This window comes from Bacillus chungangensis (genome assembly GCF_030812995.1).
GTDB lineage: Bacteria > Bacillota > Bacilli > Bacillales > Bacillaceae_C > Bacillus_CF > Bacillus_CF chungangensis.
In genome coordinates this window covers 98,532-122,787 of sequence record NZ_JAUSTT010000001.1, presented here as the reverse complement: position 1 = coordinate 122,787, position 24,256 = coordinate 98,532, and the positions used below count along the sequence as shown (strand labels likewise).

At 37.7% G+C, this 24,256-nt stretch carries 20 protein-coding genes, 1 other RNA gene and 1 other annotated feature; of the genes, 18 read left to right on the top strand and 3 right to left on the bottom strand.

Annotated elements, in window-relative coordinates:
• Positions 1–31 precede the first annotated feature (31 nt).
• Positions 32–1,576 (bottom strand): stage V sporulation protein B, encoded by a 1,545-nt coding sequence (gene spoVB / locus J2S08_RS00600; protein ID WP_307225640.1) that lies wholly within the window; start codon positions 1,574–1,576, stop codon positions 32–34.
• 451 nt (positions 1,577–2,027) lie between these two features.
• Between spoVB and J2S08_RS00595 the strand changes: the two genes are divergently transcribed.
• The 7 genes from J2S08_RS00595 (at position 2,028) to dtd (ending at position 11,537) form a co-directional block, all read left to right on the top strand.
• Positions 2,028–2,342: a post-transcriptional regulator gene (locus tag J2S08_RS00595; RefSeq protein ID WP_307225637.1), complete on the top strand. Its 315-nt coding sequence runs from the start codon at positions 2,028–2,030 to the stop codon at positions 2,340–2,342.
• A gap of 203 nt (positions 2,343–2,545) precedes the next feature.
• The gene (secDF, locus tag J2S08_RS00590; protein WP_307225635.1) at positions 2,546–4,807 is read left to right on the top strand and encodes a protein translocase subunit SecDF; all 2,262 of its coding nucleotides are present in this window, start codon (positions 2,546–2,548) and stop codon (positions 4,805–4,807) included.
• A gap of 205 nt (positions 4,808–5,012) precedes the next feature.
• Positions 5,013–5,324: a LapA family protein gene (locus J2S08_RS00585; RefSeq protein ID WP_307225633.1), complete on the top strand. Its 312-nt coding sequence runs from the start codon at positions 5,013–5,015 to the stop codon at positions 5,322–5,324.
• A gap of 413 nt (positions 5,325–5,737) precedes the next feature.
• Positions 5,738–8,104 carry a single-stranded-DNA-specific exonuclease RecJ gene (gene recJ, locus J2S08_RS00580; RefSeq protein WP_307225631.1) on the top strand — a complete coding sequence of 789 codons (2,367 nt, stop codon included), beginning with the start codon at positions 5,738–5,740 and terminating at the stop codon, positions 8,102–8,104.
• The gene (locus tag J2S08_RS00575) at positions 8,095–8,607 is read left to right on the top strand and encodes an adenine phosphoribosyltransferase (RefSeq protein WP_307225629.1); all 513 of its coding nucleotides are present in this window, start codon (positions 8,095–8,097) and stop codon (positions 8,605–8,607) included. Before recJ ends, J2S08_RS00575 begins: the two co-directional genes overlap by 10 nt.
• Before the next feature lie 265 nt (positions 8,608–8,872).
• On the top strand, positions 8,873–11,065 hold the full coding sequence (locus J2S08_RS00570) for a RelA/SpoT family protein (RefSeq protein WP_307225627.1): 2,193 nt from the start codon (positions 8,873–8,875) through the stop codon (positions 11,063–11,065).
• A gap of 16 nt (positions 11,066–11,081) precedes the next feature.
• Entirely contained in the window at positions 11,082–11,537 is a 456-nt protein-coding gene (gene dtd, locus J2S08_RS00565) for a D-aminoacyl-tRNA deacylase (protein ID WP_307225625.1), read from the top strand.
• An 85-nt stretch (positions 11,538–11,622) separates the two neighbouring features.
• Here dtd and J2S08_RS00560 read toward each other — a convergent pair whose 3' ends face one another.
• Positions 11,623–12,702 (bottom strand): N-acetylmuramoyl-L-alanine amidase, encoded by a 1,080-nt coding sequence (locus J2S08_RS00560; protein WP_307225624.1) that lies wholly within the window; start codon positions 12,700–12,702, stop codon positions 11,623–11,625.
• Between the two features lie 293 nt (positions 12,703–12,995).
• On the opposite strand from J2S08_RS00560, the gene J2S08_RS00555 reads away from it, so the two are divergent.
• From J2S08_RS00555 to J2S08_RS00535, 5 genes are all read left to right on the top strand, one after another.
• Complete coding sequence (locus tag J2S08_RS00555; RefSeq protein WP_307225622.1) at positions 12,996–13,169, top strand: hypothetical protein; 174 nt, start codon at positions 12,996–12,998, stop codon at positions 13,167–13,169.
• Positions 13,170–13,229: 60 nt separating this feature from the next.
• Positions 13,230–13,458: a binding site (T-box leader), on the top strand.
• 57 nt (positions 13,459–13,515) lie between these two features.
• Entirely contained in the window at positions 13,516–14,787 is a 1,272-nt protein-coding gene (hisS, locus tag J2S08_RS00550; RefSeq protein WP_307225620.1) for a histidine--tRNA ligase, read from the top strand.
• A gap of 15 nt (positions 14,788–14,802) precedes the next feature.
• Complete coding sequence (gene aspS / locus J2S08_RS00545; RefSeq protein ID WP_307225617.1) at positions 14,803–16,566, top strand: aspartate--tRNA ligase; 1,764 nt, start codon at positions 14,803–14,805, stop codon at positions 16,564–16,566.
• 399 nt (positions 16,567–16,965) lie between these two features.
• Positions 16,966–17,151, top strand: a non-coding RNA gene (ssrS, locus tag J2S08_RS00540) — 6S RNA.
• A gap of 122 nt (positions 17,152–17,273) precedes the next feature.
• Positions 17,274–18,041 carry a tRNA threonylcarbamoyladenosine dehydratase gene (locus J2S08_RS00535; RefSeq protein ID WP_307225615.1) on the top strand — a complete coding sequence of 256 codons (768 nt, stop codon included), beginning with the start codon at positions 17,274–17,276 and terminating at the stop codon, positions 18,039–18,041.
• 305 nt (positions 18,042–18,346) lie between these two features.
• Here J2S08_RS00535 and J2S08_RS00530 read toward each other — a convergent pair whose 3' ends face one another.
• A complete protein-coding gene (locus J2S08_RS00530) occupies positions 18,347–19,456 on the bottom strand; it encodes an AI-2E family transporter (RefSeq protein WP_307225614.1) in 1,110 nt (369 codons plus the stop codon).
• A 730-nt stretch (positions 19,457–20,186) separates the two neighbouring features.
• On the opposite strand from J2S08_RS00530, the gene J2S08_RS00525 reads away from it, so the two are divergent.
• From J2S08_RS00525 to J2S08_RS00500, 6 genes are all read left to right on the top strand, one after another.
• Positions 20,187–20,966, top strand: coding sequence for a hypothetical protein (locus J2S08_RS00525; protein WP_307225612.1), 780 nt, complete (start codon positions 20,187–20,189; stop codon positions 20,964–20,966).
• Between the two features lie 5 nt (positions 20,967–20,971).
• On the top strand, positions 20,972–21,340 hold the full coding sequence (locus tag J2S08_RS00520; protein ID WP_307225610.1) for a GntR family transcriptional regulator: 369 nt from the start codon (positions 20,972–20,974) through the stop codon (positions 21,338–21,340).
• Complete coding sequence (locus J2S08_RS00515; RefSeq protein ID WP_307225608.1) at positions 21,337–22,059, top strand: ABC transporter ATP-binding protein; 723 nt, start codon at positions 21,337–21,339, stop codon at positions 22,057–22,059. Before J2S08_RS00520 ends, J2S08_RS00515 begins: the two co-directional genes overlap by 4 nt.
• On the top strand, positions 22,056–22,979 hold the full coding sequence (locus tag J2S08_RS00510) for an ABC transporter ATP-binding protein (RefSeq protein ID WP_307225606.1): 924 nt from the start codon (positions 22,056–22,058) through the stop codon (positions 22,977–22,979). The genes J2S08_RS00515 and J2S08_RS00510 overlap by 4 nt, the downstream gene beginning before the upstream one ends.
• Positions 22,972–23,925: an ABC transporter permease gene (locus J2S08_RS00505; RefSeq protein WP_307225604.1), complete on the top strand. Its 954-nt coding sequence runs from the start codon at positions 22,972–22,974 to the stop codon at positions 23,923–23,925. Before J2S08_RS00510 ends, J2S08_RS00505 begins: the two co-directional genes overlap by 8 nt.
• Positions 23,926–24,074: 149 nt before the next feature.
• Positions 24,075–24,218, top strand: a complete 144-nt coding sequence (locus J2S08_RS00500) for a hypothetical protein (RefSeq protein ID WP_307225603.1) — start codon at positions 24,075–24,077, stop codon at positions 24,216–24,218.
• Positions 24,219–24,256 lie beyond the last annotated feature (38 nt).

Genomic DNA, 24,256 nt, shown 5'->3' with positions numbered 1-24,256 from the left:
TGGTTGTTAATATGAAACAGGAATTCTCTCTTTAAAAAAATGATTTTAAAAAGGGGATTCTTGAAAGGTCCTCTTTTTTTATGAGTCGAAAGCTAAACAGTAAAATAAGATAAAACAGTGTTGTCCAGATTATTGCATGAAGTAATCGCAGTATCAGCGAGTGCTCTGTGTAAAAATGGGTAAAAAACATATGTCCTAACCATCCAGTCAACAAAATGGCTATAAAGAATTTCCCATAATCTAGTAGGTAAACTGTAAATTGAATCTGTTTTAATACGGTTGTAAAATGTAAGAGTGTTACGAGTAATGTTCCAGTTACAATTCCAAGCGCTGCTCCTTCTATACCGAATTGTGGAAGGGAAGCCAGTGCAAGAATAACGGCAATTTTCACGGCTGCACCAATTAAGCTGTTTATCATTGCAGCACGTGCTAAGTTAAGGGCTTGTAATACTGCTTGAAGCGGTCCTTGATAATAATGAAAAATGAAAAAAGGAGCCATTAACTTGACGAATTGTGCTCCGTTTGTAGAACCATACATGATAGTCATTAATGGTTCTGCAAAAACGTATAAAACAACTACAGATAAACCACCAGTTAATAAAGCAAATCTCAATGCTTGTTGTAAGCGGTATTCTACCAAGTAAACATTTTTTTGTGAGTTTGCTTCACTAATAGCTGGGACTAGTGAAGTGGATAATGAGTGTGTAATAAATGATGGCAGCATTAAAAGCGGCAAAGCGTATCCTGTTAATAGACCGTATTGCTTAGTAGCAGCGGCAGCAGTCAAACCAGCAAGCGCTAGACTATGGGAGACTACAATTGGTTCTAAAAACCAAGAAATAGAACCGATTAATCGCCCTCCTGTTGCTGGCAAAGCAACAGTCATCAATTCTTGTAAAATTCGTTTTCCCCCGTACAAGGACTTAAAAAATTTTCGTCGCACCCGAAATGTTTTTTTGATTTTAAAAACAGTAAATAAATAAAGAAGTGAAGCAAGCTCCCCTATGACAGAGGCTCCCATCGCACCTGCGGCAGCAAATTCAATACCATAAGGCAGAAAGGATTTCGTTAATACAATAATAAGTGCGATGCGTACTAATTGCTCTAACACTTGTGAATATGCAGCAGGCTTCATATTCTGTTTCCCTTGAAAATAGCCGCGAATAACTGAAGAGATCGCAATGATTGGGATGATCGGTGTAATAGCGATGAGCGGATAATATGTTCTTGGATCTGTAAATAAAGTTTTGGACAAAATGGACGCAGCTCCCATCAATACTGGTGTAAAAATAATAGAAAGGGAGATGGTGATGGCAAGTGAAATTGCAAGTATTTTTTTTACTTTCTGTTGATCACCCTTTGCGTCCGCTTCTGCTACACATTTAGAAATTGCGATTGGCAAGCCTAACTGGGTAATTGTGATGACAAGGATCAGCGTTGGAAAAACCATCATGTATAGACCAACACCTTCCTCTCCGATGATGCGTGCAAGGACAATGCGATTGATAAAACCAAGTACACGTGTAATCAACCCTGCTAAAATTAATATCATCGTTCCTTTTAAAAACTTTGACATTGTATTCCCTGCCTTCTCAAAATAGAATAGACCTATATACAATCAAACATTACTCTCATTGATATAACAGCTTAAAAAAACAGCATATCAGCCCATTATCGTCAAGCTCCCTTTTTTGTTCCATTTGCTGACTATTTTATATATACAGGAGTTTACTGCTTGCAGACTGGAAAGATTAGCACCAATTGGCTCCCAATTAACAACATTTTTTGACGTGCTGAATGTCAAAACATGTGCTATGATTAATTTATTGAAATGAAATATGTTATTATAAGGGCTTGTAAAATAGGCAATGCAGCTAGAGAAAATGAATAACGCTACAGACATGAACTGATAACGAAGCTATTTAATAAAGTATATGCATGAAGAAGGACAAAGCATGACAAGTTATTAGACTACTTCATCAACAAAAGTTATTAGAAAGAATTTTATCGGGAAGGAGTGGCACACTGTGAAGCATGAAAGCACACATCCATCTGATGAATTTTACGAACTACTGCAGCCTGCATTAGCCAGCAAAGCGGAGGAATTTTTACTTTTAGGTTATGGAAAAGTGAAGCATGAAGAGTTATGGGACTATCTAACGAAGAAAAAATGGAGAAAAATGGATTGCCCACCTGTGCTCTATCAGCTAGTTGCGGACATATTGTCTCTTAAAATTGGAGATTATATGAATTTTGCAACAGTCGAAGCATTTCGCTCTCCCAATTTGTTCGCTAATATTGAAAGTGAAGAGATGCAAGAATTGTTAAACCCTCAAAAATGAGCAGATCAGATATATTAATATTTCCGTTTCTTACACTTTTGCTTTCTTTCAAGTTTTGAAGCAAACTGTTTTAAGCTGAAAGTGATTCATTCTTTTTAAGAATAATTGACAGCTTTTTTTTTGTCATTCATAATAAGGTGATGTTTCTTTTTAAATAACGAAGCCATTCCGTGTTTAAATTTGCAAGGAGGATTTCATACATAATGGTAAAAAGAAGTCGAATACTTGCCTTCTTTCTAATCGTAATTTTATTTGCGAGTTTGATGGGAGGAACAACCAAAGGGATTATAAAAGATATCAAGCTTGGCCTCGATCTTCAAGGCGGATTCGAAGTGCTTTATGAAGTTGAACCAATAGATGGCCAAAAAATCAACAACGATATTCTGCTAAATACTAAAGATGCACTTGATAAGCGGATTAATGTTCTTGGCGTTAGTGAACCAAACCTTCAAATTGAAGGAGAAAACAGAATTCGTGTGCAGCTTGCTGGTGTTGAAGATCAAAACCAAGCTCGTGAGATCTTATCGACGCAAGCAGAACTGACGTTTCGTGATGTGAACGACAACTTGCTGCTTAATGGTTCTGATTTAGTGGAAGGTGGCGCACAACAAACCTTTGATGATCAAAATCGTCCAAGCATCTCTTTGAAATTAAAGGATCGTGACAAATTTCGCGATGTAACACAAAAAATCGCTAGTATGTATCCACAAAATCAAATGGTGATTTGGCTTGATTTCGAAGAGGGTAAAGATTCTTATGTGAATGAAATAAAGAACCCTAATCCTAAATTTATATCCAGTGCCAATGTTGACCGTGCTTTTCACGAAGAAACTGTTTCCATCGTAGGGAATTTTACAGTAAATGAAGCGAAAGAGCTTGCCAATCTGTTAAATGCAGGAGCTCTCCCTGTTAAGTTAGATGAAATTTATTCTACTTCTGTTGGTGCTAAGTTTGGGGAGCAAGCGCTGGATAAAACTATTTTTGCTGGGATCATTGGTGTTGCGATCATTTTTATCTTTATGTTAGTTTACTACCGTTTCCCAGGGTTTATTGCAACCATCACGCTTTCTATTTATATTTATCTCATTTTACTTGTTTTTGACCTAATGAATGGTGTACTTACACTACCTGGTATTGCCGCACTTATACTAGGGATTGGCATGGCCGTTGATGCGAATATTCTCACCTATGAGCGGATCAAAGAAGAGATAAAGGTTGGAAAATCATTGCGCTCTGCATTCCATGCGGGAAATAAATCGTCATTCTTAACGATTTTAGACGCGAACGTGACAACTTTGCTTGCTGGAGCTGTGTTATTTATGTATGGTACAAGCTCTGTAAAAGGGTTTGCAACCATGCTGATTGTTAGTATTTTACTAAGCTTTTTGACCGCAGTTTTCGGCTCAAGACTGTTTTTAGGTTTATGGGTGAATAGCCGTATATTTAAAAATAAACCAGGCTGGTTTGGTGTAAAGAAAAGTGACATAAAAGACTTGTCTGAGAACTATGATACCCACGATCTTCCGACACGCTGGGATCGCTTTGATTTTGCAAAGCATCGAAACAAATTCTTTATTCTTTCATCGGCCATCGTGATCATTGGTTGTATTTTACTAATGATTTTCCGTTTGAATCTAAGTATTGATTTTACAAGTGGAACTCGTGTCGAGATTATGGCAAATAAACAGTTGACGACCGAAGAAATTAAAAGTGAATTGGACTCGCTTGATATGGATGCGGACGAAATTATTTTATCTGGCAACAATAAAGATGTAGCTGTTGTCACGTATAAAGGCGTGCTAACAAAAGATGAAATTGCCGGCTTTAAATCTCATTTTCTTAAGAAATATGAATCTGAACCAAATGTTAGCACCGTTTCTCCAACTGTAGGGAAAGAATTAGCGAAGAATGCGTTATTTGCAGTTGCTATTGCTTCCATTGGCCTGATCCTTTATGTCGCTTTTAGATTTGAGTTTTATATGGGGTTATCGGCTGTTATTGCATTGTTATTTGCTGCCTTTTCCATTATCGCCTTTTTCAGTGCTACAAGAATTGAGGTTGATTTAACATTTATTGCAGCGGTTTTAACAATTATTGGTTACTCCATTAATGATACGATTGTTACTTTTGATAGAATCCGTGAAAATATGCGGAAAAAACGGCGTTTTAAAACGTATCAGGATATCGCAGATGTTGTCAATCAAGGGTTAAGACAAACACTCACTCGTTCTATAAATACAGTTTTAACTGTCATTGTCACCGTTGTGGCATTGCTTATTTTCGGAAGTGAATCGATCCGCAGCTTTTCAATCGCGCTTTTAGTAGGATTGACTGCAGGAGCATACTCTTCTATTTTCATTGCAGCACAACTGTGGCTCGTCTTTAAAAATCGCCAGCTGAAAAAGCATGGTCCGATTAAGACGGAAAAGAAGAAGAAAAAATGGACCGATGAACCACAAGTATAAGTACTTTGTCGAATACGACGTACTTTCGATGCCGCTAAGTAAAGGAACCACAGGATGAACTGTGGTTCCTTTACTATATCAGTTTGTTGATCTAGCAAAGCTTCTAAGAACGACACGTATTGCAAAGTTGTCAAAGCATTGATGAATTATTTGAACATATGCTGTCAAAACGATAAGCTATCAAGTAGAAAGGAAGGGAATGATTATGAAGTTTCAATGGACGATGTTATTTGGAATATTGTTTGCGTTAATCGTAGCCATTTTTGCAGTTATTAACGTTGAGCCTGTTACTGTCAACTATTTATTTGGACAAGCAGAGTGGCCTTTGATTCTTGTCATCTTAGGATCCGTTTTTATGGGAGGCATCATTATTGGCTCCGTTGGTTTAGTACGGATATATGCTTTGCAGAAAACACTAAAACAATTAACAAAAGATTTAGCGAATTGTCAAGCTGAAAAACTGCCGCAAACGGAAGAAGAACCATCAGCAATAGAAGAGCCGCCAACCGTTAAATAAACATTTCAGCAGTATATCGTTAAAATTTTTATACCGAGGAGAAGTGAACCTAAATATGAAAGAAAGACTATCTTTGATAGCTAATCTATAAGGAGATGTTCGCTATAAAGATGCTGTAACAGAAAGTATAGATACCTTTTTTAATTTGTATTTATCCTATAAATAACACTTTAGTTATGAGTTGGGAAATAAGAAATGTATCTTTTTCACAACTCTAACTTCACACTTCCTTATATCAGTAAATGTCTGATTGATTTGAGCTTACATGATAAAAAAGCAGTGCATGACAATGAAAGCGGCTGCTATCATACATAAACGAGTGATTACAAGATTTTAAGAAAAATAACCTCTCATGCAATTGATTGAATCAGCCGTTTGGCTTTTGTATAATGAAGTGATGGAGGGGTGAGAAAATGTTAAAGCCGAAGACACGCTGGAATGTGCAAACGGCAATGCCTGCAAAAGTTGAGTTATTAATAAATGAATTGCAAGTTCCTCCGCTTATTGCCAAGCTATTAGTAAATAGAAACATTGAAGAGCCTTCAGAAGCAAGGCGTTTTTTATTTATGGAGGAACAACAAGTCCATGATCCTTTTCTTTTTTTTGATATGGACAAGGCGGTAAAAAGAATAAAACAAGCGATTGAAAATGAAGAAGAGATTCTTATTTATGGCGATTATGATGCGGATGGTGTAACAAGCACAACACTGATGATGAAGGCTCTACAATACTTACATGCAAATGTTCACTTTTACATACCTAATCGTTTTTCTGAAGGGTATGGTCCAAATGAGGCAGCCTTTCGAAAAGCAGCGGAGCAAGGATTTCGTTTGATTATTACGGTCGATAATGGAATTGCTGCTGTTCATGAAGCGGCAGTGGCTAAAGAGCTTGGGATTGATCTTATTATTACTGATCATCATGAACCTGGACCAGTGCTTCCAGAAGCCTTTGCTATTATTCATCCAAAGCATCCAGCCGGACAATATCCGTTTAAGGAGCTTGCAGGTGTTGGAGTAGCTTATAAATTGGCACATGCGTTACTTGGCAAAGAGCCTGAGCAATTGACCGAATTGGTTGCCATTGGAACGATTGCGGATCTTGTACCATTGAATGGGGAGAATCGTCTGCTCGTGAAAAAGGGACTGAAAAAATTAAAAACGACAGATTGTCATGGCATGAAAGCGCTATGTGAAGTGATAGGGATAAACATAGAAGACATTAATGAAGATACAATTGGATTTATGATTGGTCCGCGTTTGAATGCTCCTGGCCGTTTAGATCATGCTGCTCCAGCTGTTGATTTATTAATGGCAGCAAATGTGGAAGCAACAATGACTTTAGCGGAGAATCTTGATTTAATGAATAAAGAACGCCAAAAAATGGTGCAAGCAATTGCTGATGAAGCGTTTCACATGGTTGAATCACTTGCAATGGAAGAACAACATGTTATTGTACTTGGCAAAGAAGGATGGAATCCTGGTGTCATTGGAATCGTAGCTTCTAAACTAGTAGAACGCTATTATCGCCCTACTATTATTCTTAGCTATAATCGTGATGAAGAGACTGCGAAAGGTTCTGCTCGCAGTATAAAGGGCTTTGACATGTTTGCTAACCTATCAAAATGCCGGTCAATACTCCCCCATTTTGGTGGGCATACGATGGCGGCAGGCATGACATTATCTATTAAAGATGTTGATGCACTAAGAGAGCAGCTAAATGAACTAGCAGCTTCACAATTGCAAGCAGAGGACTATGTGCCAATAGCAGAACTAGATGCAAAGATTGATTTGGAAGAAATCGATTTAGCTAGTATCCAGCAGCTAGAATTACTTGCTCCTTTCGGAATGCATAACCCAAAGCCAATCTTTTTCATTGAGCAGCTTCACCTTGACCAAATTCGCAAAATCGGCAGTAATCGGAATCATTTAAAGCTAATGTTGAAACAACATGATCATGTTTTAGACGCCGTTGGTTTTGGAATGGGGGAATATGCCGACCATCTATCCCCGATAGCAAAAGCTTCCGTCATTGGCGAATTAGCTGTGAATGAATGGAACAATATTAAAAAACCACAAATTTTTTTAAAGGATATCGCTGTTTCAGAATGGCAATTATTTGATGTACGGGGCAATAAGCAGTATGAAAAATGGATGTCAAACATTCCAGATAATAAGAGAATCTTTATTGTCTTTCAGCAACACACTTTTGAGAAACTGCCATTATCTACATATGAAAATGAAGTATTATATGTAACTGACGAGAACATAGCCGCTTCTTTTGATCCAGCCGAAACGAATCTTGTACTTTGTGATTTGCCTCCAAGTATGAATTTGTTGGAAAAAATGTTGATTGGAGGAGCACCATCACGTATATATGCTCATTTTTATCATGATGAACATCATTTTTTTAGTACAATGCCAACAAGAGAACATTTTAAATGGTTTTATGGTTTCTTAGCTAAGCGAAAAAGCTTTAATCTGAAACGATATGCTGATGAGCTTGCCCGATTTCGCGGCTGGTCGCTGGAAACGATTCATTTTATGTCAGAAGTGTTTTTTGAGTTAGAATTTGTTACAATGAAGGATGGGATTATTTCCTTGAGGTCTGTACAAGGAAAGCGAGATTTATCGGAATCTCTTCTCTACCAGCAAAAGCAATCGCAATTTGCTTTAGAGAATGAATTGTTATATTCAACCTGCCATGAATTAAAGCATTGGTTTGATAAAAAAACCCAATGGTCCGTGACACACGAGGAGGAAGTGGAAGTATGGATTTGAAAGATTATATTACAATCGTTCCAGATTGGCCTAAACCGGGAATTAAGTTTAAAGATATAACCACTCTAATGGATAACGGAGAAGCCTATCGATATGCAACTGATCAAATTGTGGCATATGCACGTGAAAAAGAAGTAGATTTGGTTGTTGGACCCGAAGCGCGAGGATTTATTATTGGCTGTCCAGTTGCCTATGCACTTGGTGCAGGCTTTGCGCCTGTTCGCAAGGAAGGAAAATTACCTCGGGAAACAATTAAAGTGACCTATGGATTAGAATATGGCAAGGATGCTTTAACCATTCATAAAGATGCAGTAAAGCCAGGACAGCGTATTTTAATTACAGACGATCTTTTGGCAACTGGTGGAACGATCGAAGCTACCATTAAGCTCGTAGAAGAATTGGGTGGAGTTGTAGCAGGTATTGCTTTCTTAATAGAATTATCTTACTTAAATGGAAGAGAAAAGTTAAAAGGATACGATACTTTTACTTTAATGACGTTTTAACGTATTATGATGGATAAAAGATACAGGTGGCGCTAGAACGCATGGTTTCTTTTATATGATGCTCCTTATTAACCGAGGAAAAGAGCACTCATTTGCGAGTGCTTTTTCATCTATATATCATGCTCTCTATACTTGCCTCTTTACTTTCTGCTTTTTTTTTTCGATAATAGTAATAATCATTTAAAAGTAGTTATTATTATTTTTTGTTACGTGTAGTTTTATCATATTACTGATGAAAATAAAGGATGTTAAGGTGATTACATTTATGACAAAAGATCCTATTTTTACAGCTGAACAGGTCTTTGAGCGGACAAGTAAATACTTAAATAAAGAACATGTGCAATTGGTACAAGAAGCATATGCATTTGCAAAAAAAGCGCATGAAGATCAATACCGAAAGTCAGGAGAGCCCTACATTATCCATCCTGTTCAGGTGGCAGGTATTTTAGCAGATTTGGAAATGGATCCTGCTACTGTTGCTGCTGGGTTTTTGCATGATGTTGTCGAGGATACATCCGTCACCTTGGAAGAAATAGAAAATCATTTTCATGCTGAAGTGGCGATGCTTGTTGATGGCGTTACGAAGCTTGGGAAAATAAAATATAAATCTCAGGAGGAGCAGCAGGCTGAAAATCATCGCAAAATGTTTGTTGCAATGGCGCAAGATATTCGTGTGATTTTAATCAAGCTTGCCGATCGTCTCCATAATATGAGAACGTTAAAGCACTTGCCTTTGGAAAAGCAAAGGCGCATTTCCAATGAAACACTAGAAATTTTTGCACCTCTTGCTCATCGCCTTGGTATTTCTAAAATTAAGTGGGAGCTTGAGGATACTGCATTACGGTATTTAAATCCGCAACAGTATTATCGAATTGTCAATCTCATGAAACGCAAGCGAGCAGAGCGTGAACAATATTTAGAAGATGTCATTGGGGAAGTCGGTGAACGATTAGAAGAGGTATCCATCCAAGCGGAGCTTTATGGCCGGCCAAAACATATTTATTCTATCTATCGAAAAATGGTACTGCAGCATAAACAGTTTAATGAGATTTATGATCTATTAGCAGTAAGGATTATTGTGAATAGCATCAAAGACTGCTATGCAGTTTTAGGCATTATCCATACATGTTGGAAGCCGATGCCAGGACGCTTTAAAGATTATATTGCAATGCCAAAACCAAATATGTATCAATCGCTTCATACAACCGTCATCGGACCAAAAGGGGAGCCGCTTGAAGTGCAAATTCGCACTTTTGACATGCATCGCATCGCTGAATACGGGGTGGCTGCTCATTGGGCTTATAAAGAAGGAAAGGCGATTGTTAACAAAACTTCTTTTGATAAAAAGCTATCATGGTTTAGAGAAATTCTTGAATTTCAAAATGAAGCTGCGAATGCAGAGGAATTTATGGAATCATTAAAAATTGACTTGTTTTCTGATATGGTGTTTGTATTTACTCCAAAGGGCGATGTTATTGAATTGCCTGCCGGTTCAGTACCGATCGATTTTGCCTATCGCATCCATTCGGAAATCGGCAACAAAACGATTGGCGCTAAAGTTAATGGAAAAATGGTTACCCTAGATTACCAACTGCAGACTGGAGATATTATAGATATTTTAACATCAAAGCACTCTTATGGACCAAGTCAGGACTGGCTCAAGCTTGCCCAAACTTCGCAGGCGAAAAATAAAATCAGGCAATTTTTTAAGCGTCAGCGTAAAGAGGAAAATATTGAGAAAGGCAGAGAATTGGTCGAAAGAGAAATTCGCAACTTAGATTTTGAATTGAAAGAAATTTTGACAGCGGAAAATATTAAAAAAGTGTCAGATAAATTCAACTTTTCCAATGAAGATGATATGTTTGCAGCTGTTGGCTATAACGGCATTGCAGCTATTCAAGTAGCCAACCGCCTTACCGAAAAAGAACGTCGAGAACGAGATAAAGAAGAAGCAGTGAAAGAAACATTAAAAGAGCTGAATAGCCGGCCAAGGCTGCGGCGCCGCGATGCAGGAGTGACCGTAGAAGGAGTGGACAACTTGCTCATTCGTTTATCTCGATGCTGTACACCAGTTCCAGGTGATGAAATTGTTGGTTTTATCACGAAGGGAAGAGGGGTTTCTGTTCACCGTTCTGACTGTCCTAACATTAGTCAAGAACAAGAAATTCGCAATCGCCTTATTCCGGTAGCATGGGAGACAGATACTTGCGAGCAAAAAGAATACAACGTTGAGATCGAGATATATGGATATGATCGGCATGGATTGCTTAATGAAGTGCTGCAAGTAGTAAATGGAACGAATACAACGATAACAGCGGTATCTGGCCGCTCAGACCGCAACAAACGAGCAACGATTAACTTAGCTATCTCTATTCATAATATTAATCATCTTCAAAAAGTAGTGGAAAGGATCAAGCAAATTCCGGATATTTACGCTGTGAAAAGAATTATGAATTAAAGGGGTTTTATATGTTATGAAGGTTGTACTACAAAGAAGTAAAGCAGCAAGTGTCACTGTGAATAGAAAAGTCGTTGGCAGTATAAAAAGCGGCTTTGTTCTTCTCGTTGGCGTCACCCATACAGATACGGTAAAAGATGCGGAAGTACTGGCTGACAAAATTGCTCAAATGCGTATTTTTGAAGACGAAAGTGGAAAAATGAATCTCTCTTTGTTGGAAGTGGGCGGTGAAATTCTCTCTATTTCTCAGTTTACGCTCTTTGGAGATTGTCGAAAAGGGCGTCGCCCCAACTTTATGAATGCAGCAAAGCCAGCGCCAGCAGAAGCAATTTATGACCACTTTAATGAGCGGTTGTCCGCTCAACAAATCCCTCTCCAAACAGGTGTGTTCGGGGCTATGATGGAAGTAAAAATAACAAACGACGGTCCTGTTACATTGATTTTGGAAAGTGAAAATGGTTCTTTAAAATAATGTTTCCGCTAGAAAGCTATCGTTATTAAAAAAGAGAAAGGCTGACTAATAGAGTCGCCTTTCTCTTTTTTGTTTAGTGCCATGGTCACTTTCCGAAATACTGAGTCAGTGCTTCAGCTATTGCTGTGGTAACCTTTTCTTGATATCTTTTTGAATTGATCATCGCCTCATCCTTTTTGTTGCTTAAATAGCCAAGCTCTAAGAGTATAGAGGGCTGGGCAGTTTCACGAATGACATGATAATCGCCAAAACGTGCGCCGCGGTCTTTAATGGAAATATGCTGGGATAGTTGTTGATGAATCGTTTTTGCGAGCTTTTCATCCCGTTTATGAAAGTAATAGGTTGTAAAGCCATTTACACTCGGATCATTTTCTACACTATCATAATGAATGCTAATAAAGGCATCTGCTCGATATTCATCAGCTAAACTTGCACGAGCCGATAATTCAACGTATTCATCTTCTTCCCTTGTAAGAACGACAGTTGCACCAGTTTTTTCAAGTTTCTTAGCTAAAAGTTTGGCTGTTTTAATTGTTACATTTTTCTCTCGAGTCCCTTTATATCCCTGTGTTCCTTGATCGTGCCCTCCATGGCCAGGATCAAGGACAATTGTTGCCTTCGAGATTGGAGGCACTTCTTGCTTGTTTATATCTTTTGTTACGTGCACAACCCATGCTGCAACAAAGCCAATTTTATTGTCAGGCAATGCTATTTTATACCAATTGTTCTTTTCTTCTAATATCGTAAAAGTTTCCCCTTCATTTACGACCATTTCAACAGCTGAATCTGTTCCGGGCTTGCTGCGGATATTTGTCTTGTTGCTTAGGATAGTGACATAGCTTTCTTTGCTTTCTGTTTCTTCCTCTATCACTGCAGCTTTTTTGTCTGTATCTTCTTGAACGAGCCATCCCGCTACCCAGCCATTGCTGTCGGAAGAGTAGTTGATTTTGTACCAATCATTTTGTTCACTCATTTTTTTGTACGTTTCTCCCCGTTTAACTTGTCCGATAACAGGGTATGATAATCCTGGACCTTCCCTTACATTTAAGACATCCGTTTCTATTGTCAACATATTCGGAGTTGCCGATGATCGCTTCGTCAGGTATATACTCCAAGAAATAATAAAAAAAAGTACAATGACGAGTGCTATAAATTTTTTATTCATTCTATATCACCTATTTTAAGAAAATAGTTTCCATTTTACGATGTACTAAAAATTCTTAAATCAACATTTGAAACATCATGGAAATAAGATAGGATTTTATCATCCTAATTGTGAGAAGTAGATACTAAAAAGATTAAAAGTCTAGGTGTGCAAAATAGTGAACCATGTGCACAAGCTGCGCTTCTTTTTTTCAGGAACTTTTTGGGAAACTCTTGCAGAGACCTCTCATTTTATAGGTAAAATCCTTTTGAAATCCAGAAAGATGGTAAGATTTTTCTAGAGGAGGATAAGGATTGAGATGTCATGAAAAAAATCAGTTTGCGGCAGATGGAAGCAGTCAATTGTTTCAACAGGATTTTCAACAGCAATGGATTGAGAAAGAGAGCTGTCATACAGCATTAGAGTTTCATTTGTCTCCTCAAGAAATTAGTCGGTTAAAAAAGAAAATCGAACGTTCCTCGTCTTGACATTGTATCACTACACTCGTATGATAATATAAATAATAGCATTTTTACATACATTCATCAATGGAACCGTTAATGAAGCAAAGTAATGCTGTATGACCTGAAAAGAGAGGAAATGCCTTAGGCTGAAAGCATTTCTACATGGCATCTTCATGAAAGAACACTTCACAGGTTTCTATTTTGAAAAGGGACGCCCTTAGTAGAAATAGGACGTTTACAGGCGTTAACTGTCTAAGTGGAAGTATATACTTCAATTTGGGTGGCACCACGGGATCTAACTCTCGTCCCTTGTTTACACAAGGGATGGAGGGTTTTTTATTTTTTACAAAAAATGAGGGGGACAGCGGCAATGACCATTCAAATACCGCGTGGAACGCAAGATATTTTGCCAGGACAAGTCGAAGCATGGCAATGGATAGAGGAAAAAACAAGGGATATTTGCCAAAAATATCAATATAAAGAAATTAGAACGCCAATCTTTGAACAAACAGAATTATTTCAAAGAGGAGTGGGCGAATCAACTGATATTGTACAAAAAGAGATGTACACTTTCAAGGATCGTGGTGATCGCAGTTTAACACTGAGACCAGAAGGTACAGCTCCTGTTGTTCGGTCTTTTGTTGAGAATAAATTGTACGGCCAGCCTAATCAACCGGTCAAACTGTATTATGTCGGACCGATGTTCCGCTATGAGAGACCGCAAGCAGGCCGCTATCGGCAATTTGTTCAATTTGGAGTAGAAGCATTAGGAAGCCAAGATCCTGCTATTGATGCTGAAGTAATTGCTTTGGCTATGGAAGTGTACAAAAGTTTAGGATTAAAAAGATTAAAGGTTGTTATCAATAGTCTTGGAGATCCAACGAGTCGAAAGGCTCATCGTGAAGCACTGATTCAACATTTTAAGCCAAAAATTAACGAGTTTTGTTTGGATTGTCAAAATCGTTTAGAACGGAACCCACTGCGGATATTGGATTGTAAAAAAGATCGTGATCATGAGTTGATCAAGAATGCTCCTTCGATATTAACTTTCCTTAATGAAGAGTCAACACAATATTTTGAAAAAGTGAAGGATTACTTACAATTGCTTCAAATCGATTTTGAGGTCGATGCAACGCTTGTCCGTGGTTTGGATTATTACAACCATACGGCCTTTGAAATTATGAGTGAGGCAGAAGGATTTGGAGCGATCACAACGCTTTGCGGGGGTGGACGCTATAACGGATTAGTCGAACAATTCGGCGGACCTTCAGCACCTGGAATTGGTTTTGCATTAAGCATGGAAAGATTGCTTGCCGCTATGAAGGCAGAAGGAATCGAACTCCCTATTAACGAGCATTTGGATTGTTATATTGTGGCTTTAGGTGAGGAAGCGAAAGATTATTCTGTTGCGCTTTTGCAGCAGTTGCGCCAAGCAGGCTTCTCTGCAGAGAGAGATTATATCAGCCGGAAACTGAAAGCACAGTTCAAAGCAGCAGAACGTATGCAAGCCGCCTACACTGCGATTTTAGGAGAAGATGAATTAAAAGCAGGAACGATTACAGTTAAAAAGATGGAAAATGGGGAACAAACTGTCCTGTCTTTAAACAACTTTATAGAAGCATTTACAGAGCTATGTAAATAAAGGAGGAGCATCATATTGTTTGGGAGAACTTATTATTGTGGTGAAGTAACAGAAGCAAATATTGGTGAAAGGATTAGGCTGAAAGGTTGGGTTCAAAAACGCCGCGATTTAGGCGGTTTGATTTTTATAGATTTTCGAGACCGATCTGGCATTATTCAAATTGTGTTTAATCCTGCAGTTTCTTCTGAGGCATTGGAAACAGCTGAAAAGGTTAGGAATGAATATGTATTATCTATTGAAGGACTAGTAGTAGCACGCGATGAAGCGACAGTAAACCCAAACCTGCGTACGGGAAAAATTGAAGTTCAAGTCGAACAGGTCACAATCATTAATGAATCGAAAACGCCGCCTTTTATACTTGAAGACAACACAGATGTTGGCGAGGATATTCGTTTAAAATACCGTTATCTAGATTTACGGCGTCCGGAAATGATGGAAACACTGATCATGCGCCATCATGTAACAAGATCAATCCGTCATTTTCTTGATCAGGCAGGTTTTATTGATATCGAAACGCCTATTTTAATGAAAAGTACACCCGAAGGAGCACGTGATTATTTAGTTCCAAGCCGTGTTCATTCTGGTAAGTTTTATGCACTTCCACAGTCTCCACAAATTTACAAACAGCTATTAATGGCGGCTGGAGTTGATAAATATTATCAAATTGCTCGCTGTTTCCGTGATGAAGATTTAAGGGCGGACCGGCAGCCAGAATTCACCCAAATTGATATTGAAGTCAGCTTTATGAGTCAAGCTGATATCATGAAGATGGTAGAGGCAATGATGGGACAATTGATGCAGGAAGTGAAAGGAATAACAGTTCAAACACCATTTCCCACAATGACTTACCAGGAAGCAATGAGCCGTTACGGATCAGATAAGCCAGATACTCGATTCGGACTAGAGCTTATTGATGTATCTACAATAGTAGCATCATCAGGATTTAAAGTATTTGCCAATGCAGTAGCTAGCGGAGGCCAAGTTAAAGCGATTAATGTCAAGGGAGCATCTTCTCGCTATTCTCGAAAAGATATTGATGGTTTAGGAGAATATGCCGCTGTTTATGGAGCAAAAGGGTTGGCGTGGCTAAAGGTAGAAGAAGATGGCTTGAAAGGTCCAATTGCAAAGTTCTTCCAAGAAGAACAACAGCAGCTCCTTTCAGCGCTTGACGCAGCCCCTGGCGACTTGCTCTTATTTGTTGCAGACAAACCAGCAGTTGTCGCTGATAGTCTTGGAGCTCTTCGTTTAAAGCTTGGAAAAGATTTAGAGTTAATCGATGAAACAGCTTTTCATTTCTTATGGGTCACTGATTGGCCATTATTAGAATACAACGAAGAAGATGGCCGTTATTATGCTGCTCACCATCCATTTACAATGCCAGAACGAGAAGATATTGAGAAACTATCAACCAATCCTGGTGAAGTCCGTGCTCAAGCATACGACTTGGTATTAAATGGATATGAACTTGGTGGAGGGTCACTGCGTATTTTTGAACGTGGCCTGCAGGAAAAAATGTTCGATGTGCTTGGTTTTTCAAGGGAAGAAGCGGAAGCACAATTTGGCTATTTAATGGAAGCATTTGAATATGGCGCTCCTCCGCATGGTGGTGTTGCACTTGGTCTAGACCGAATCGTGATGTTGTTAGCTGGAAGAAGCAATTTACGTGATACGATTGCTTTTCCAAAAACAGCAAGTGCTAGCTGTTTATTAACAGCAGCACCTGATGAGGTAAGTGATGAGCAATTAGAAGCGTTGCACTTATCTGTAAAGCAAGATTGAACTAAGAAAGGATCTAAAAGGACAAAAATGGTTCTTTAGATCCTTTTTTCTATATCTAACTATCATGTCAAGACCTTTATCTCAATAGAAATAGGAACCAGATCGCTATGTGAGAATAACAGAAAGTCAAATGTCCAATTGGTTCAGGCTGACAGGATAAGGAAAGCTTCTTGAATCAGCATTGGGGACGTTGCGTTCTCTCTATAAAGGAGGATAAGAAAAACCCCCACTGATGGAAGTTTCACTTTATTTTCTGTTGAAATGATTAAAACGATTCATGTTTGAAGCAATCAGCTTCCTTTGCTATAGTACTATTATCGTGTGTTTCGTACAGGCGGATTTTTTTACACAAGAAGAATTGAAATGAGATCATTATTGTGCTAGAATATAAGCAAGAAAAGAGTCCTGATGTGTACGTTATCGTACCTTTTCGTTTTGACCGAACATTTTTAACATAGGGAGTTCAAGTTTTCAGGCGGCATGCAAGCCTCTGCGAGAGGACGTATAAGGCCCGGAACAGGACACCCACCTGCGAAGAGCGGGTTCAAAACATAGGCAATTCATGACGGCACGATTGGGGCTCGTCTTTTTTTTGTGCAAACGTTTTATCACACAAAGTTTTTGGCAACGAAAAGGTACTCGTATCATTACAGGAGCCTGCATCTGTTTTTTAATGAATAAGAGACCAAAAGTTTGGAGTTGAGATGATGCTTCACCAGTTTTCAAGAAATGAATTGGCGATTGGCAAAAAAGGAATAAAAAAATTGGAAGAAGCGACAGTTGCAATCCTTGGAGTGGGTGGTGTTGGCTCCTTTGCAGCAGAAGCACTTATTCGTTCTGGAGTAGGACATATTGTACTTGTCGATAAAGACCATATTGACGTAACGAATATTAATAGGCAAATTCATGCCTTATTGTCAACAGTTGGCCGTTCGAAAGTGGAAACAATGAAAGAAAGAATGATGGATATTAATCCTGCGTGTGAAGTGACTGCCCTGCAGATGTTTTATACAGAACATACATATGAGCGTTTTTTTAGCCATCAGCTCGATTACATTATTGATGCTTCCGATACGATCACTTATAAAATACATTTGATAAAAGAAAGTCTAAAAAGGAACATTCCAATGATATCCAGTATGGGCGCAGCAAATAAAATGGATCCAACTCGTTTTCAGATTGCCGATATTTTTCAAACCCATACAGACCCTATTGCTAAAGTTATTCGTACTAGGTTAAGAAAAGAAGGTATTAAAAGAGGCGTACCAGTCGTATTTTCCGACGAAAGCCCGATTGTGATTCGGGAGGATATCAGAAGAGAAGTTGGAGATGATGAAGCGGAAATTAGAAAAGCGAAAATGCCTCCATCTTCAAACGCATTTGTCCCTACAACAGCTGGTTTAATCATGGCAAGCTACGTGGTGAAAGAATTATTAAAAGATATTAAAATCGATCGTGTAAATGACGCTAAGTAGACGGAAAGGCTTTAACTGGATTTCCGAAAAGAATTCTCCCACTTCTAAATGTGAAGGGCATAGCCCAATGAAAGTGGGAGATGAATTTTCGGTTGGCGTAAGCCAACAGATTGTTCTATGATTAGTCTATACAATATGGAGTTTGCTATAGCTTGGTAAATATAGATAGCTAACAAAAGTATCTAGTTCCCAAGAAGCTTCCACTTCAATCAGACCGCAAGGTCGATAAGTGGTGAGTAGTTCACAATTAAAAATAATTTTTGTTGCATGAAGTTAAACGTATGTTCAAAATGCCTAGCTGATTTTTACTGGCCATTACTAAGAAGCTTTTTCGCTTGAAGACGCTGGTCAATAATAGCATCCATCATCGTTTTTAAGACAGAAAATACAGGCACTGCCAAGAACATGCCGAGAGCACCGTAAGTTCCTCCGCCAATAATGATGGCTAAAAATACCCAAAAAGGATTCAATCCGACACTATTCCCTAAGATTTTCGGTCCTAAATAAAGACCGTGAAACTGTTGTAAAGCTAGAATAGCAATCCCTACCCATAAAGCATGTAAAGGTGAAACGAATAGGGTAATAACAATTGCTGGGATAGAACCAATAATTGCCCCGAAATATGGAATCAGGTTTGTAACACCTAATATCACAGCATTTAATAATGTGTAAGGCGTATTTAAAAGGAACAAGACGATATAGCTTAGAAGACCAAAAATGATAGAATCGATAATTTTACCGACTAGATATTTTGAAAACGTCTCATCAATTTGACGAGTAACAGCTAAAATTTTTTTCGTTTGATGTTCTTTTGTAAATGCCGCAATTAGCTGAGAAAAACGAGCTGCAAATTTTTCCTTATCTATCAGCATGTAAACAGAAATGATGATCCCAAATATAAATTTAAACACTGCTGAAGTTAAGGATACAAACCCAGAAGCGATTTTATTTAATAAAAGGGTGACATAATAGCTTGTTTTATCTAAAAATTCTTGCACATTTGATTCAATATAGTCTGCTATATGAAATCGCTCAAACAGGGGGTTATTTAAAACATTTTGGGTAAGCCAGTGATTAGTTTGATCAACATATGTAGGTAAATGAACCAATAAATGTGTCATGCTGTCAACAATTTTAGGTGTTAATACGGTAATCGATAGAGCTGATAGTCCTAATAGAAGCGTATATAGGGTAAGAATACTAATAGCTCGATTCATTTGAAATTTCTTTTCCATCCAATTAATCAATGTTTTCAACATATAAGCGATGCTAAATGCAATAATAAATGGACTAAGCAACGATGTGATATAACTGAACATTTCTTTCACAATATTAAAATTATCTACAATTTTATACAGCAGCAATGCAATGAAAAAGAATAGTAGATACTGCATAAATTTATTATCTTTTAGCAATTCTCTCACCTTCTTGGGTTAATTTCATTTATTGTTTAAACGGTATGAATAGTATATACCGATAAAAGTCTGAAGAACAAAGCTCCAAGTTAAAAGTGTATGAATAAAAAGACCCGATATGCTAGTTTTATATATTAAAATAAAGAGCAATCCACTTGATTATAACATTTATGTGAATCGTATCACAATTTTAATCAATAAAAACTTCAGAATCTTTTTTGCAGACATTTGTTTCAGTAAAGCTATATGAAACCACGCTTCTTTATTATAACCCATAAAAGGCGCTAATTGCTTTAGATTTTATCCCACATCTAACTGGCAGTAAGACCCCCACCTTGGGGAGTAAGAGGAATCAGAAGCGCTAGGTGGGGGATAACTGAAAGTCAAATGTCCGATTGGTTCAGGCCGACAGGATAAGGAAAGCTTCTTGAATCAGCATCACACGAAGAAAAAGTGCTCTTCTTTTTTGAGGATGTCGGTCATAAAGGCGTTGCAACAGGACAAGGAAAGCTTCGTCAGAGACACATCGCACGAAGAAAGAGCGGTTTTCTTTTTCGAGGACGTTGCGATCTTAGCCTTTGTTCTACTTCTCATCAGTGGGGGATGAGAGAAAACCCCCACTGATGGAAGTTTCACTCTATATGTAAAGATGATTGACATTCACTAATGTATTAGTGTACTATTTGGATAGTACACTAATACATTAGTTTTTTTAGAGGAGTGTGTAACAATGAAGCCTTTTTTAGGATTATTAAAAAAAGATGGGATGATTCTTCAATTTTGGTATATGATCTGGTTTGTTTTATCAGTAGGGGGCATGATCATTGCTTTCTTTTTTTCAAAGAAATATGATGAGCCTTTGGTGACATTGCCAATCATTTTCTTTCTGTTTTTTTTCCATTTGTATCTTATGCCATTAATGATGATGAGTATGTTAAGAATAGAAGGAAAGACACAAATGTGGCTTCACAACCCACAAAGCAGTTATCAGCTGCTTTTCTCGAAGTTATGTGTCGTGGTTGGTTATCAAATGATTTCACAATTGCTAGTTAACTTATATTTTTTACTGCTATATAAATGGTACTTTAACGAGCAAATAGAACAATTGTTTAATTTCAAGTTTCATTTCAAGCATCTCTTGCTTCTCAATGGCTTTACTTTGGCAACTGCATTATATTTTACGCTTTGGGTCATTTTTCTATGGACTGTCTATCATTCATTAAGCAAATATCCAGCGTTAAAACATTTACGCTGGCTAGTAATTGTTCTCATTATTGGGGCTTATCATTTTTTGGGATATCTTTTTCAAAAGTTTGGTTTTAATGACTATATCTTTGGACTTTGGAGAGCGGAGATTTATAGTAATAAAGCTTATGAAAATGGAATGGGATTAGATGCCGCGATGACACCTTTAGGAATTCCAGCTTCTTTCATTTTCTATTATGTCATCCTTAGTATCATTCTTTTCTTAGTTGCAGGAAAATTGCTGGATAGAAAAGTAGAGGTGTAAGGAAAATGAATTTTGAGACATCGACACCAATTTATATGCAAATAGCAGAACGACTATTTTATCAGCTCGTACGGGGAGAAATAAAACCAGGTGAAAAATTGCCATCTGTTCGTGAAATGGCTATCCAAGCAAGTGTAAATCCCAATACAATTCAGCGGACCTATAGTGAAATGGAGAGGATGGGAGTAGTGGAAACAAAAAGAGGACAGGGAACGTTTGTAGTAGATCATCCAGACATCGTTCAACAATTAAAAATCCGTTTGCAAGCAAATGTCATTGAAACATTTGTTAGCAGCATGAAAGAGCTTGGATTTACGGATTCAGAGATGGTTGTTGGTTTGCAGCAGCATTTGCAAAGGAGGCAGGAAAAATGACGATACTTATTGACAATTTATGGAAAAAATATGGAAGGGACTATGCTCTAAACGGTGTGTCGCTTCGCTTTGAGCCAGGAAAAATATATGGTTTAGTAGGTCCTAATGGCAGTGGAAAGTCAACAACGTTAAAGATGATTGCTGGACTTGTCTATCCAAACATAGGAACAGTATCGATAGAAAACGAAACTGTTACACGTAAAATCAGCAGGAAAGTTTCGTATCTTACAGAACTGGATATGTTCTATGATTTTTTCACCGTGAAATTAGCGATTGAATTTTACCAATCACAGTTTGTAGACTTTGATATTGAAAAGGCATATGTACTGTGCAAAGAGATGAAACTCGATCCTAACAAGAAAATTAAACAGCTTTCAAAAGGGAATCGCGGCCGTCTAAAACTTGTACTGGCACTAGCTAGAAAAGTGCCAATTGTATTAATGGATGAACCTTTTTCAGGTCTAGATCCTCTTGTGAGAGACTCAATTGTGAAAAGCTTGCTTTCCTATATTGATTTTGAAAACCAAATAGTCATTATTGCTACACATGAAATTGATGAAATTGAACCGCTGTTAGATGAAGTGATGGCGATTTATAAAGGGAAGCTCATTGGCCAAGAAAATGTAGAGCGCCTTCGGGAAGAACAAGGCCTTTCCGTTTTAAATTGGTTTAAAACAACCGTCATGAAACTGGAGGAAGAAAGGGAGTATACAAAATGAGCACTGTTTTGAAGCTTGAAAACGTGACGAAAATGATCAGAGGAAAAAAGCTCATTGATCAGTTAAGTTTTGAAGTAAAAGCGGGAGAGGTTTTTGGATTTTTAGGACCTAATGGAGCGGGAAAAACAACAACGATTAGAATGATAGTTGGACTAACTAACATTTCATCCGGCGATATCATCATTTGTGGGAAAAATATAAAAAAAAATTATGCTGATGCGGTGCAGCATATTGGGGCAATTGTTGAAAATCCTGAGCTGTATCCATTTTTGACGGGATATCAAAATTTAAAGCAATATGCTCGGATGGCAAAAGGAGTGACAACAGAAAGAATCAATGAGGTAATAGAGCTTGTTGGTTTGAAAGACCGTATTCATAACAAAGTGAAAACTTATTCCCTTGGGATGAGACAACGCCTTGGTCTCGCCCAAAGTTTGCTTCATGACCCGAAAATATTAATTTTAGATGAACCGACAAATGGTTTAGATCCAGCAGGGATTAGAGAAATTCGCGATTATTTGCGGAAGCTTGCTAAAGAGAAAGAGATAGCAGTTATTGTCTCTAGTCATTTGCTGTCGGAAATGGAAATGATGTGTGATCGTATTGCGATTATTCAACAAGGGAAGCTTGTAGATGTTCAACCTGTAAAGGATTTTGTACACCAAACGAAAGAGTTGTATCGTATTCGTGTTCACCCGCTTCAAAAAGCTACGACATTGCTTGTTAAACAGCAATTTTCAGATTTGAAGCAAACAGAGGAATGTTTGCTAGTAAGTACAGAAGAAAAAAATATTCCAAATATCATTCACCTTCTTTCCACAAATGATATTCAAATTTTTGAAGCAGCAAAAGTAACAAAAACGCTTGAAGATAGGTTTTTAGAAGTGACGAATGGAGAAAGGAGCAGCATGCATGCTTAACCTTGTATATAATGAATGGATTAAAATTTTTAAACGTATCAGCACTTTTCTGATGATCGGGATGATTCTGCTCGTAGTTATTGCTTCTGGAATTTTTATGAAAACATATGAAGCGAAAAATAAAACACCAGAACAAGATTGGCAGCCAGTATTAATCACAAAGAATGAAGAAGCAAAGCAACGCTTAGCAGAAGCACCAGATACACAAATGCTTGTTAAGCAATCATTGGAAAAAGAAATTGCTATTAATGAATATCGGCTCAAACATGAACTGCCTCCTCAAACAAAAAATAGCACTTGGTCGTTTCTTATCGATTCTTCTTCTATTATAAACTTTGTCGGGTTATTTACAATTGTCATTGCTGGAGGGGTTGTGGCCAATGAATTTAGCTGGGGGACAATTAAACTGCTGCTTATTCGGCCGATAAGCCGTACGAAAATATTACTTTCTAAATATTTGACCGTCCTGCTTTTCGGAATATGCTTAATGACAATTGTCTTTATTAGTGCCGCTGTAACAGGGGCTTTGTTATTTGGCGCAGAGGAGGGAGCAAATATTCACCTTTCATACAGCGGTGGAGAAGTAGTGGAGAAGGGGATGTTCCCGTACGCTATTTCAACCTATTTATTAGGTTCAATACAGGTACTGATGTTGACAACGATGGCCTTCATGATTTCTGCTGTCTTTCGTACAAGTTCTTTAGCGATCGGTGTATCGATATTTTTACTTTTAATGGGAGGAACAATCACGAATCTCATTGCAATAAAATTCGATTGGGCTAAGTATAGTTTGTTTGCAAACACAGATTTAAGCCAATATATAGATGGGGTTCCTTTAGTAGACGGAATGACATTTTCCTTTTCTATCTTTGTTTTACTTGCTTATTTCCTTATTTTCCATTTGTTGGCATTTGTTGTTTTTCATAAAAGAGATGTTGCTGCCTAGTTCCTTATCACAAGAATGGGGAAAAACAGAAACGAAATCTGAATAAAGTGATTCCTTTTACGAGTATGCCTCGTGATTAAGGTTGAGATGATCAAGACTAATTCTTAACTAACTTTATTTATTATAAATAAAATAGGAGGAAAAAACAGATGAATACAACAATCCTTAAAAGAATTTTGTTGATCGGAATCTCGATCTTCTTATTAACAGGCTGTCAGATGGAACTGAAAAAAAACGTTGGTGAACAAAATGGATTTCAAATTGAAAAGATAGAGAAAAAGGAAAAAGAATGAAAGATTAAAAGCCTGAAGAGTCATTACATATTTTTTTA

Bases quoted from the DNA above. Each gene is read 5' to 3' on its own strand.
- J2S08_RS00510 (WP_307225606.1), top strand. From the start codon at position 22,056: ATGAGCACTGTTTTGAAGCTTGAAAACGTGACGAAAATGATCAGAGGA.
- J2S08_RS00505 (WP_307225604.1), top strand. From the start codon at position 22,972: ATGCTTAACCTTGTATATAATGAATGGATTAAAATTTTTAAACGTATC.
- J2S08_RS00585 (WP_307225633.1), top strand. From the start codon at position 5,013: ATGAAGTTTCAATGGACGATGTTATTTGGAATATTGTTTGCGTTAATC.
- J2S08_RS00570 (WP_307225627.1), top strand. From the start codon at position 8,873: ATGACAAAAGATCCTATTTTTACAGCTGAACAGGTCTTTGAGCGGACA.
- J2S08_RS00560 (WP_307225624.1), bottom strand. From the start codon at position 12,702: ATGAATAAAAAATTTATAGCACTCGTCATTGTACTTTTTTTTATTATT.
- hisS (WP_307225620.1), top strand. From the start codon at position 13,516: ATGACCATTCAAATACCGCGTGGAACGCAAGATATTTTGCCAGGACAA.
- spoVB (WP_307225640.1), bottom strand. From the start codon at position 1,576: ATGTCAAAGTTTTTAAAAGGAACGATGATATTAATTTTAGCAGGGTTG.
- J2S08_RS00520 (WP_307225610.1), top strand. From the start codon at position 20,972: ATGAATTTTGAGACATCGACACCAATTTATATGCAAATAGCAGAACGA.
- secDF (WP_307225635.1), top strand. From the start codon at position 2,546: ATGGTAAAAAGAAGTCGAATACTTGCCTTCTTTCTAATCGTAATTTTA.
- J2S08_RS00500 (WP_307225603.1), top strand. From the start codon at position 24,075: ATGAATACAACAATCCTTAAAAGAATTTTGTTGATCGGAATCTCGATC.
- J2S08_RS00535 (WP_307225615.1), top strand. From the start codon at position 17,274: ATGCTTCACCAGTTTTCAAGAAATGAATTGGCGATTGGCAAAAAAGGA.
- J2S08_RS00515 (WP_307225608.1), top strand. From the start codon at position 21,337: ATGACGATACTTATTGACAATTTATGGAAAAAATATGGAAGGGACTAT.
- recJ (WP_307225631.1), top strand. From the start codon at position 5,738: ATGTTAAAGCCGAAGACACGCTGGAATGTGCAAACGGCAATGCCTGCA.
- dtd (WP_307225625.1), top strand. From the start codon at position 11,082: ATGAAGGTTGTACTACAAAGAAGTAAAGCAGCAAGTGTCACTGTGAAT.
- J2S08_RS00575 (WP_307225629.1), top strand. From the start codon at position 8,095: ATGGATTTGAAAGATTATATTACAATCGTTCCAGATTGGCCTAAACCG.
- J2S08_RS00525 (WP_307225612.1), top strand. From the start codon at position 20,187: ATGAAGCCTTTTTTAGGATTATTAAAAAAAGATGGGATGATTCTTCAA.